Source organism: Cupriavidus sp. a3 (genome assembly GCF_051015765.1).
Lineage (GTDB): Bacteria > Pseudomonadota > Gammaproteobacteria > Burkholderiales > Burkholderiaceae > Cupriavidus > Cupriavidus oxalaticus_A.
Genome location: NZ_CP170644.1, coordinates 795,861 through 808,211, shown reverse-complemented (window position 1 = coordinate 808,211; position 12,351 = coordinate 795,861). Strand labels below are relative to the sequence as shown.

2 protein-coding genes are annotated in these 12,351 nt (G+C 73.1%); both read right to left on the bottom strand.

The annotated features are described in order from the left end of the window. Positions 1-6: 6 nt before the first annotated feature. Positions 7-3,087, bottom strand: coding sequence for an amino acid adenylation domain-containing protein (locus tag ACAD63_RS25570; protein WP_434034545.1), 3,081 nt, complete (start codon positions 3,085-3,087; stop codon positions 7-9). Further along, positions 3,080-12,337 carry an amino acid adenylation domain-containing protein gene (locus ACAD63_RS25565; protein ID WP_434034544.1) on the bottom strand — a complete coding sequence of 3,086 codons (9,258 nt, stop codon included), beginning with the start codon at positions 12,335-12,337 and terminating at the stop codon, positions 3,080-3,082. Before ACAD63_RS25565 ends, ACAD63_RS25570 begins: the two co-directional genes overlap by 8 nt. Positions 12,338-12,351 lie beyond the last annotated feature (14 nt).

Here is a 12,351-nt window from a genome sequence, read left to right as displayed (position 1 = left end):
GAGCGATTACGCCGGCACCACGGCCTGCGCATGCGGTGCAGCAGCGGCCAGTGCCATGTGCGCCAGCTTGTCGAGGTCATCGTCCGCAGCTTCCTGCCTGACGGCAGCGGCCAGCGCATGCGCGGTCGGATGGTCGAACAACAGGCCGGGGGCAATCTCCACCTGCAGCCGGCGGCGCAGCCGCGCGACCAGCTTGATCACCAGCAGCGAATGGCCGCCGAGGGCAAAGAAATCGGCATGCGGGTCGACCTGGCCCTGTTCCAGCAACCCGGCCATCAACGCGCACACCAGGGCTTCCACCGCGTCCGATGCCGGCGCTGCGACGGGAGCTGGCGCACTGTCGGCGGGAACCAGTCCGCGCAGCGCGACGCGGTCGGTCTTGCCATTGGGCAGGCGCGGCAGCGCGGGCAGCGGGACGAAGCGCGCCGGCACCATCGCGTCAGGCAGCATCGCGGCCAGCGTGTGGCGCAGCGCGGCGGCGTCGATGCCGCTGCCGGCTGCCGGCACGAGGAAGGCACACAGCACAGCCTCGCCGCCGGGTCCCGCCACTGCGCACACCGCTGCCTGCGCGACCGCCGGCTGCGCCAGCAGCGCGGCTTCGACCTCCGCGGGCTCGACGCGGATGCCGCGGATCTTGACCTGCTGGTCGGCGCGGCCCAGCAGTTGCAGCCCGGCGGGCGTGGCGCGCGCGAGATCGCCGGTGCGGTACAGCCGTTCGCCGGCAACGAAGGGATCGTCGACGAACGCCGCCGCATCGAGGTCCGCCCGGCCCAAGTAGCCGTGTGCGAGTTGCGGGCCGCCGACGTAAAGCTGCCCGGCTACACCGGCCGGCACCGGCCGCAGCGCATCGTCGAGCAGGCGCACGCGGGTCGCACCCAGCGCGCGGCTAAGCGGTGCGTTGCCGCCTGCCCAAGCCGGCATGTCTGCGCCCAGCGCATGGACCATCACGCCGATGGTGGTTTCGGTCGGGCCGTAGTGGTTGAAGATGCGGCAGCCGGGCGCGTGGCGGCGCAGCGTGCCGACCAGGCTGGCCGGCAGCGGCTCGCCGCCAAGGATGACGGTGGCCGGCACCGCGGGCGCTTCCGTTTCCAGCAGCGCCGCCAGGTGCGACGGCACGATCTTGATGGCATCGACCGCGCGGCCGCGCAGGTAGCGGGCAAAGGCCGCGGGGTGGGCCATGTCGTCATCGCCGGCCACCACCAGGCAGCGCCCCTGCCACAGCGCGGCGAACAGCGTGGTGTTGCCGAGGTCCGCGGCTACCGACGACGTCAGGCCGAAGCGCTGGCACGACGACAGCGACAGCGCATCGCAAGCCGCCGCGGTGTAGTGGCTGATCTGCGCGTGGCCAATCACCACGCCCTTGGGTTCGCCGGTGGAGCCGGAAGTGAACAGCACGTAGGCGGCGGCACCAGGATCGACAGTGACCGCAGCCTCTGCTGCTGACGCCGCCGTGGCCAGCAACGCATCGGCACTGACCACGGTCTCGTCGTCCGCCGACGCCTGCTGCGCGATCGTCAGCACCGGCGCTGCCTGCGCCAGCACGCTGCGGCGCCGCGCCTGCGGCCAGGCCGGATCGAGCGGTACATAGGCGCCGCCGGCGGCCCATACCGCCAGCAGGCTGGCCACCAGCGCGCCACTGCGCGGCAATGCCAGCGCCACGCGCGTGCCGGGGCCGACGCCGAGCGCGCGCAGCCGTTGCGCGGCGGCGTGCACCGTGCGCTGCAGGCCGGCATAGTCGAGTGCGAGATCGGCGGCATCCAGCGCGGGCGCCGCCGGCGTGTTGCGTGCATGCTCTGCGATGCGGTGCAGCAGCGAGTCGCCCGCCGCTGCCGGCATGTCGCCGGTCCAGCATTGCGGCACGCGCAAGGTATCGTCGGACGGCCACCACAGCGACGGCAGCGGCGCATCCAGTGCGGCGGGCAGCGCGCCGATCAACGCGGCGAGATGGGACAGCAGCCATGGCGCCACGCGCGGATGCAGCGCGCCGGCTTGCGCATGCAGCGCCAGCGCGGCCATGCCCTGACCGTCGTCCAGTGCCTCGCACACCAAATCGAAGCCCGGCCACGCCGGACTGGCCAGCGCGATCCCGTCGGCGGGCAATGGCGATACCGCAAACCCGATGCGCGGGCCGGCATCACCGGGCAGCCACGCTTCCTGCCACGCGGCGTGGCCATCCAGCGTCGACAGCCACGCCTGCCAGTGGCTGCGCAGGCTGGCTTCGTCATCCCATTGCACGCCAAGCGGCAGCGCCTTGACGAACACGCCGGCGGCGCCGGCCATCACGCCGTAATCGCGGCGGCAGTCGTGCAGCCATGTGGCGCTGAATGCCGGCTGCGCGCACAGGCGCGCCAGCATGCTCCACCATGCGGCGTGCAGCACGCGCTCGGGCGTGCTGCCGAGCTGGCGCGCGGTCGCGTCCAGCGCCTGGCGGTGCGCGGCGTGCAGCGTGTGGCGCCAGCTTTCGGCGGGCGTGGCTGAGGCAGCAGCGAGCGCGTCGGGCAAGCGCAGCGGCGCGGGCAGCCCGGCCGCCTGAGCTTGCCAGTAGCGGCGGCCGGCGTCGCCGGTACCGTCCTCGCCCAGGCACGCGCCCGCCTGCCAGTCGGCATACTGGGCGTATTGCAGCGGCGGCTCGGCGTCGTCCGCGGCGGTGGTTTCCAGGGCGGCGCGCAGGGCTTCGGCGAGGCGCAGCACGCTGCTTCGGTCTGCCGCCAGCGGGCTGGCCAGCAGCCACAGCGTGGCACCGCCGCTGGCCAGCGGGCACAGGCAGGCGCGCAGCACGTCGCCCCGCGCCGGATCGAGCGCCGGCAGCGCCAGCGCGTCGCCGTCCGCGACGATGATGGTGGCCGCGCCGTTGGCGCCCTGCGGCACGCATGCCACCGGCTGGCTGCCATCGTCGATATAAGCCATGCACAGCACGTCATGGCGTTTGCGCAGCACGGCCAGCGCGGCGTCCACCGCGGCTGGCTCTGGCTGGCAAGCCAGCGCGATGCGCGCCACGTGCGCGTGCGGCGCGGGCGCATTGCGCCATTGCCGCCAGGCGGCCTGTTGTTCGGGAGTCGGACTCCAGGCGTCGTGCATCTCAGGCATCCACGTTCTCCTGCGGGCGCGCGGCGACAAGCTGGGCGTCCGGCTGCTTGCGGTCGAACATGTCGCCCATCGCCACCACGATCTTGCGCGGGCCTTCATAGGGATCGCGCGCATGCGCGGCCAGCATGTTGTCAAGCATCACCACATCGCCGCGCTGCCAGTCGAAGCGCACGGCGCAGGCTTCATACAGCTCGCCGATCAGCGCCATGGCCTCGTCGGGAATCGGCGTGCCGTCGCCGAACATCACGTGGCGCGGCATGCGCTCCAGGCCGACCATCTCGAGCAGGTCTTCGCGCACGTCGGCCTCCAGGCACGAGACGTGGTGCAGTTGCACCTGGTTGAAGAAGCTGCGCTCGCCGGTGACCGGGTGGCTGACGATGGCCGGGCATACGGTGCGCGTCTGCAACACGTCGCCGTCCAGCCAGCGGCAGTCGATGCCGGCGGCGCGGCAGCGCGCCTCGACCTCGGCGCGGTCCCCGGTCTTGTAGAAGTCGCGCCAGTCCACGTCCAGCCGCGGCGTGAAGGTGCGCACGTACATCAGCTGCTTGCTGGCGAACTCCTCGGCCAGCGCGGGCGGCAGGCGGCGCAGCAGTTCGCGGCAGTCGACGATCGGCGTGGCGCCGCCCACGGCAGAGGGCAGCTCGCAGAAGAACCACTGCTTGCGCGGCCAGCGCTCGAGGTGCGCGCTTTCGTTGTGGTACAGGATCATCTGGCGCTCGGGGTAAGGCGTGGAGCGGTAGGTGTTGCGCCCGCCCTCCTTCTTGGGCAGGTCGCCGTAGCTGCCATACAGGCCCGGGTGCATGGCTTCGGCGAAGGCTTCGAAGGCCTGCGGGTTGGGCAGGTCGAAGCCGCGGAAGACAATGCCGGCGTGCCGGTGCAGCGTCGCGCCGACCAGCTCGCGCGAGCGCGCGGCCCACGCCACCGGGTCCAGGCCCGGCACTACCGGCTCGATCACGATGGGGAAGACTTCGCCTGCGCGCAGCGGGCGCAGCCGCACCTGGCTGGCGGGGTCGGCAACGGCCGCCTCTGGCACAGCGGCCGCGGCCGGGCGCGGCCGGGCCAGCGACTTGAGCTGGTCGAGCTTGGCCGCCATGCGTTGGCTGGTTTCCATGGTTCGGGACTCCTCGGGTTTCGGTTGGGACGGGCGCGCGGCGCCCGGGGCGTCTGCGGTGACGCGGTCGGCGGGCTGGTCCGGCGCGCGCAGCAGCGCTGCCAGCGTGGCCAGCCATTCGGCGGCAAAGCGCGCCACGGTGGCGGATTCGAACAGCGCGCTGGCAAAGACCCAGTCGCCGCGCAGCGGCGCCGCTTCCTGTTCGCTCTCGGGCTCCAGGAACAGCGCCATGTCGAACTTCGACGTGCGCTCGATGGGCGGCAGCATGCCGGCCTCCACGCCAGGCATGCCCAACTGTCCGGCCGGCGTGTTCTGCAGCACAAACAGCGCCTGCACCAGCGGGTTGCGGCTGCGGTCGCGCGGCACGCCCGCCGCCTCGACGATGCGGTCGAACGGCAAGCCCTCATGCTCGAACGCGGCCAGCACGTCGCGCCGGCATGCCGCCAGCACGTCGCGGAAGCTGGCGCCGGCGATGCGGCGCGAGCGCAGCGGCAGCACGTTGACGAAGAAGCCGATCAGCGGCTCGAGCGCGGCGTCGTGCCGGCCGGCGACGTCGGTGCCGAGCAACAGGTCGTCCATGCCGGTCGCGCGGTGCAGCCAGCACTGGAAGCTCGCCAGCAGCACGATGAAAGGCGTGACCTGCTCGGCGCGCGCCAGCGCATGCACCTGCGCCATGCGCTCGCCGTCGATCCGCAGCGCGACGGCGTCGCCTTCCATGCGCGCCACTGGCGGGCGGGCGTGGTCGGCCGGCAATGCCAGCGCCGCCGGTGCGCCGGCAAGCGCGCCGCGCCAGTAAGCGGTGAGCCGCTCCAGCGCGGCGCCGCGCAGCCAGTCGCGTTGCCACGCGGCATAGTCGGCGTATTGCAGCGCCAGCGGCGGCAGCGGCGCGAGCTGTTCCGGCGCCAGCGCGTGCCGGTAGCCGCGGGTGATCTCGTTGACCAGCAGGCCGACCGACCAGCCGTCCGACACCAGATGGTGCATGGCGACCAGCAGCACGTGTTCCCGCGGCGCGCAGCGCAGCAGCGTGGTGCGCCACAGCGGCGCGTGGCCGAGGTCGAACGGGCGCGCTGCGTGCTCCCGCATGGCCTCGCGCAGTGCCGCTTCGCGCGCTTCGGGCGCAAGCGCCTGCAGGTCGATCAGGGGCAGGCCGATGTCGGCGGCGGCATCGATGCGTGCGTAGGGCTCGCCATCGTCGTCGGGATAGGCGGTGCGCAGGATCTCGTGGCGCGCCGCCACCGCTGCCAGCGCCTGGCGCAGCGCGGCCAGGTCCAGCGGCCCGCGCAGGCGCAGCGCCCCGGCCATGTTGTAGGCCGCTGCGGCGTTGCCCTGCAGGCGTTCGACCAGCCACAGCCGCTGCTGCGCCAGCGATACCGGCATGCGCGCGGAGCGCGGTACTGGAACCAGCGCGGGCATCACCACCGCTGGCGTGGCGCCATCCAGCCGTGCGGCGAAGTCGCGCAGCACCGGCGCCTCGAAGACATCGCGCAGCGTGGCCTGCGCATGGCCGGCGGCGCGCAGCCGCGCCACCACGCGCGTGGCGATCAGCGAATGGCCGCCCAGGCGGAAGAAATCGCTGTCGCGGCCGACGCGCGCGCCCGGCAGCAGCGCTTCCCAGATGCCGGCGACGGTTTGCTCGGCGGGCGTGGCAGGCGGTGCGCCCTCCTGCGCCACGACCTGCGGCGCGGGCAGCGCCTTGCGGTCGATCTTGCCGTTCGCATTGAGCGGCCACGACGGCATGCACACCCATGCGGACGGCACCATGTACGCGGGCAACCGCGCGGCGACGCTGGCAGACAACTCGGCTTCCAGGACGCCATGCGCGGACTGCGCGCGGCCGGCTTGGGGCTGCCAGTACGCGGTCAGCCATTCGGTGCCGGCGGCACGGTGCACCGTCACCAGCGCGTGGCGCACCGCCAGATGCGCGGCGAGCACGGCTTCGATCTCCCCCAGCTCGATGCGGTAGCCGCGCAGCTTGACCTGGAAGTCCTTGCGGCCGATGTATTCGAGCACGCCGTCTTCGCGCCAGCGGCCGAGGTCGCCGGTCAGGTAGCGGCGGCTGCCCGGCGCGCCGGTCGGATCGGGCACAAAGGCCGCCGCGGTGCGGCGCGGGTCGGCCAGATAGCCGCGGCCGACGCCGGCACCGGCCACCGCGATCTCGCCCACCATGCCGGGCGCGGCAAGATTGCCGTCGGCATCGAGCACCTGCAGCACGGCATTGGCGGTGGGGCGGCCGATCGGCACGGTATCGGTGGCTTGTGCCGCCTGCGCCAGCGCGCCGGCGCGCAGGGGGTGGAACGCCACGTCATCCGAGCATTCCGCCGGCCCGTAGGCGTTCATCATCGGCACGCCCGGATAGCGGCGCAGCCAGGCAAGCGCGGTGGCAGGCGGCAGCGCCTCGCCGGTAGGCAACACCCAGCGCAGCGCGGGCAGCGGCGCCGCGCGGCCCTCGGCGTCCTGGCAGTCGAGCATGGCCTGCAGTAGCGACGGCACCGGCTCGAACAGCGTCACGCCACGCTGCGCCAGCAGTGCGGTGAGTGCGGCCGGATCGCGCACCACGTCGTCGCCGATGATCTCCACGCCTGCGCCGAACACCGGCGCGGCCAGCGCCTGCCAGACCGAGATGTCGAAGCAAGGCGGCGCGGTCTGGGCGATCACGTCGCCCTCGCCCAGCCCCAGCGGCACGGCCTTGGCCAGCATGTTGTTGAGCATGCCGGTGCGCGTGACCATCGCGCCCTTGGGCACGCCGGTCGAGCCGGAGGTGAACAGCACGTACGCGAGCTGCGCGGGATGCGCGGGCAGGTCGGGCGCAGGCGCCGCCCCGGCTTCCAATGCGGGCAGCGTCGTGGCGCCGGCAATGCCGGCGGCGGCCAGCGCGGCCACGCCGGATGCATCCGTCAGGACCTGTGCTGCCTTGGCCTGCGCCAGCACCTGCTGCCAGCGTGCCGCGGGATGGCTGACATCGAGCGGCACCCACGCCGCGCCGGCGCGCAGGATGCCGGCCAGCGCGACCAGCCAGTCCAGCCCGCGCGGCAGCAGCACCGCGATGAGATCGTCCGGGCGCACGCCGGCGGCGCGCAGGCCGCTGGCGACGCGGCCGGCGCGCTCCCACCAGTCGCCATAGGTCAGCGTCCCGGCGCCGCAGCGGGCCAGCACACGCCGCGGATGCGCAGCCACCTGGCGCGCGACCCGCCGCACGTAGTCGTCCTGCAAGGCGGCAAGCGTCACGCTGGTGTCGTCGCTCGCGCTCCATGCCTGCAGCCTGGCGCGCGTGGCGCCATCGAGCATGTCGGCGGCGCCCACGTGCGCGATGCCGGCGGCCAGCGACGCCAGCACGGCGGCGTAGGCGTCCATCCATTGCGCCAGCCGGTGCGCCTGCACACGCGAGGCATCGCAGGTGAAGCGGATGGTGAAGCGGCTGTCGGGCATGACCTCCAGCGTCAGGCCGTAGTGGGTCTGCTCGATGTTGTCATGCTGGCGCAGGCGCAGGCCGGCCACCTCGCGCGCGCGGTCGCCCAGGTCGGGCAGGTTCTGGAACACCATCAGCGTATCGAACAGGGCTCCGCCGATGCCGGACTCAGCCTGGATCTCCGCGAGCGCGGCGTGCTCGAACTCGCGCATCGCCACGGCGGCGTGCTGGGTCGCCTGCAGGTAGTCCGCCACCGCCAGCGCGCCTTGCGGACGCAGCCGCAACGGCAGCGTGTTGATGAACACGCCCAGCATGCGCTCGGCGCCTTCCAGGCCCGCGGGGCGGCCGGCCGAGGTCACGCCGAAGACGATATCGTCGCTGCCGGCGTGGCGCGACAGCACGATGCCCCACGCGGCCTGCATCACGGTGTTGAGCGTGACGCGGTGCGCCGCGGCCAGCGCGCGCAGGCTGGCGTCGAGGCCGGCCGGCAGGACCAGGTCACGGCAAAGCGGCGCGGTTTTCCCGTGGGCGCTGGCGGGTGCGATGCCCGGCAGCACTGTCGGGCCGGCCAGGCCGGCGAATGCAGCGCGCCAGAAGGCCTGCCGCGCGGATGCGGGCTGTGCCGCGAGCCAGGCGATGTAGTCGCGGTACGGCCGGCGCGGCGTCGGGGCATGTGCCGGATCGGCATAGCGGGCCAGCGCCTCGTCGAGCAACTGCACCGAGCCCCAGCCGTCGACGATCAGGTGGTGCCGGCTCCAGACCAACCACCAGCCCGCGTCGCCGGTGCGCAGCAGCGCCAGCCGCATCAGCGGCAGCTCGGCGGGATCGAAGCCGCGCGAGCGGTCGGCATGGCACCACTCCGCCAGCCGCGCCGCCTGCGCGCCGGCCCCGCGCCAGTCTTCCACTGTCACGGGTAGCTTTGCGCGCGCATGCACGCATTGCAGCGCGCGGTCGCCGCCCGCTTCGCCTGCCGCGGCAAAGGTGGTACGCAAGATCGGGTGGTCGTCCAGCAGCGCCTGCCAGGCGGCGGCCATGCGTTCGGTGTCGAGCGGACCCTCGACCTGCAGCACCAGCTGGTTGACGTAGGCACCGTTGCCGCCATCGCGCAGGTGGTGGAACAGCAGGCCTTCCTGCAGGGGCGACAGCGGATAGGCATCTTCGATGTCGCCCGCTCGGCTGCGCAGACGCTCCAGCGCCTGCGTGTCGCAGCCGCTCAGCGCAAAGGGCTGCGCAGCCGCTGGCGTTGCGGCTGCGCTGGCAGTTTTCTCGCGCGCGGCGAGATGGACCGCCAGGCGTGCCAGCGTCGGGTGCGCGAACAGGTCCTTGGGCGCGAGCACCAGCTGCTGCGCGCGCGCCCTGGCGACGATCTGCAGCGCCAGGATGGAATCGCCGCCGAGCGCGAAGAAATCCGCATCGCGGTCGATCTGCTCGCGTTGCAGGATTTCGCGCCACAATCCCGCCAGCATCTGTTCGATGGCGGCCGCCTGTGCGGCGGCTGGCGCCGCGTTCGCACGCAGCACGGCAGCCAGCGCCGCCGGCGTGGGATGCGCGAACAGCAGCCTGGGCGTCAGAGGCAGGCCCGCCTTGCGCGCCTGCGCGACCAGTTGCAGTCCAAGAATGGAATCGCCGCCGAGCGCGAAGAAGTTGCCGTCGGCGCCCACGCTTTCGCGTCCGAGCACGCCTGCCCACAGGCGCGCCAGCGTCGCCTCGGTCTCGTCGCCCGGTGCCGGTTGCGCCGGTGCCGCGGCCTCGCCGGGCACGGGCGGCAGCGCCTTGCGATCGACCTTGCCGTTGCGCAGCCGCGCGAAGGCGTCGCACGCAACGAACGCGGCAGGCAGCATCGGCGCCGGCAACGCGGCGGACATGGTGGTGCGCAGGGTATCGAGATCCAGGCCGGCGTCGGCCACCAGGTAGGCGACCAGCCGCAGCCCTTCGCCCGCCGGCGACGGCAGCGCCAGCACCACGGCATCGCGCACGCCCGGCGCCTGGCGCAGCCAGGCTTCGACTTCGCCCGGCTCGACGCGGAAGCCGCGGATCTTGACCTGTGCGTCGGCGCGGCCGAGGAAGACGATGGCGCCGTCTTCGTCCATGCGTACGCGGTCGCCGGTCCGGTACAAGCGGCCGCCCGGCTGGAACGGGTCCGGCACAAAACGCTCGGCGGTCAGCGCGGGGCGGCGCAGGTAGCCGCTGGCGACGCCGGCGCCGCCGATATAGAGCTCGCCCACCGCGCCACGCGGCACGCGGTTCAGGTGGCGGTCGAGCACGCAGGCGCTGACGCCGGCAAGCGGCTGGCCGACGGGAATTGGACCCGCCACAGCGGCGTCAGGCACCGCATGCGTCAGGCACCCCACCGTGGCTTCTGTGGGGCCGTAGTGATTGACCACGCGGCATGCCGGGCGCAGCGCCTGCACGCGCGCCAACAGCGCCGCGTCGAGCGCCTCGCCGCCGAACACCAGGCACTGGCGCGGCACCAGCCGCACGGGATCGGCCACCGCCAGCAGCGCGCGCAGGTGCGACGGGACGATCTTCAGGCAATCGACCGGCCGCGCTGCCAGGGCTTCGGCAAGCGCTTCGGGGTCTTCCGCCAGCGCGTCGTCCAGCACGCGCAGCGTGTGGCCGCCGAGCAGCGCGCCGAACCATGCGGTGTGGCCGAGGTCGGCCGTCACCGAGGACAGCGACGCCAGCGACGACCCTGCCGGCAGCGCCAGCGCGCGCAGCACGCCGGCGGCGTAATGCGCGAGGTTGCCTTGCGTGACCACCACGGCCTTGGGCGTGCCGGTCGAGCCGGAGGTGTAGATCAGGTAGGCGGGCTGTGCCGGAGCGGCGGCGGGCCATGCGGCAGCGCCGGTTGTGTCCTCGCTCGCGAGCGAGGCGACATGCCAGGCTGCGCCCGGCGTGGATTGCGCCAGCCACTGCGGCCGCTCGCCCTCGCCCACCACGGCGGCAAGGCACGCATCGGCGGCCAGTTGCGCCAGCCGCGCGGCGGGCATGCCGGCGTCCAGGCACAGGAAGGCGGCGCCGGCCTTCCATGCGCCAAGCATGGCGGCAGCCATGCGCGCGCCGCGCGGCAGCAGCAGGCCGACCACATCGCCGGGCCGGACGCCACCGTCGCGCAGGCTTGCGGCGAGCGCGGTCGCGGCGCGATCGAGCGCGGCGTAGCTGCATTGCGCATCGGCGGCATCGACGGCGAGCCGCCCGGGATGCGCGCGCACGCCGGCCTCGAAGGCCGCCAGCGCGGTGGCGTGCCGCTCGATGCGGCCAGCGCGCATATCGGAGAGCACCGCCGCCTCATACAGCGGCAGGTCCCCGACACGCGCGTCGGCGTTGTCGAGCACAGCATCCACCGCAGCGCGCAGCGTGGCGATCAGGCGCTGGACGGACTGCGCGTCGAACCGGTCGGCGTCATAGCGCCATTGCCCGCGCAGGCGATCGCCCTCGTCCTGCCAGCGCAGGTTCATGTCGTTGGCTGCGCCGCGCTGGGTGGCGAGGTATTCGCGCACCAGGTAGCGGCCCAGCACGTTGCGCGGCCCCACCGGCACGAAGGTGGTCATATGCCGGAACAGCGGCCCCTCCCCGCCCATGCGCGCCAGCGGATATTGCTGGTGGCGCAGCGCGCCGCGCATCTGCCGGGCGCAGTCGCGCACCACCGCGGCAAAGGCCGGATTGGCGGAGAAGTCTGCGCGCAGCGGCACCGTGTTCAGCGTAAAGCCGATCAGGTCGGCGGACTGTGCGCCTGATCGCCCCGCCGTCGGCGTGCCGATCAGGAAATCGTCCTCGCCACTGGCGCGGTGCACGACCGTCTTGAACAGCGCCAGCATCACCACGAAGAGGCTGACTTCCAGCTGCGTTGCCAGCTCGCGCAGGCCTGCCGTCTGCTGCGGCGTGAGGCGGAATTCGAGTTCGGCGCCGCGGTGGCGCGATTCCGCGTCCAGCGTGCCGGGCATCGCCGGCGCCGCGGGCGCGTCTTCAAGCACGCCTTCCCAGTACGCGCGCAGCGAAGCGCCGCGCGGGCCTGCCAGCAGTTGCCGCTGGCGCGCAAGCCAGTCGCGGTAGCGGCCGCTTTGCGACGCCATCGGCGCTGCGCCGGCGCACAGCGCCTCGTAGGTGGCGAAGATCTGGTCGCAGACCAGCTCGAACCCGAGGTAGTCGCCGGCGATATGGTGCATGCCCGCGCACATCCACATGCGGTCGGCGCCGCCCGGCTGGCGCGAGACGAGGAAGCGGAAACGGCAGACCTGCCCCGCATCGGGGTCGAACGGTTCGTCGGCTTCGCGCTCGAACCAGGCGTGCAGGCCCGCTTCATCGAGGCCGTCGGCACGCGTCAGCGACACCTCCGCGGCAAAGCCCGCGGGGCGTGCCATCACGATCTCGCCGTCTTCCTCGATAAAGCCGCTATGCAGCGCCTCATGGCAGTCCACCACGTGGCGCACCGCCTGTTCGAGCAGCTCAAAGCGCAGGCCAGCCGGCACCTCGATCGCGAACACCATGTTGTAGGCGGCGCTGTGCGGATGGCGGCGATGAAACGCCAGCAGCGCGAGCTGGCCGGGGCCGGCGGGATAGCGGTCGAAGTAGCCGGGATGCGCGGCCAGCCACGCATCGGCCTCGGCGGCGCGGGTTGCCAGCAGCCCGGCCGCGGCCTGCTGCGCATCGGTGCCGGCCGCGCTGTCGCCAGCCACGCGCCAGCGCCCGTCATGCAGGCGCAGGCGCACGCCTTCGGCGCGCAGGGTTCGCATCAGGGCGCCAGTTT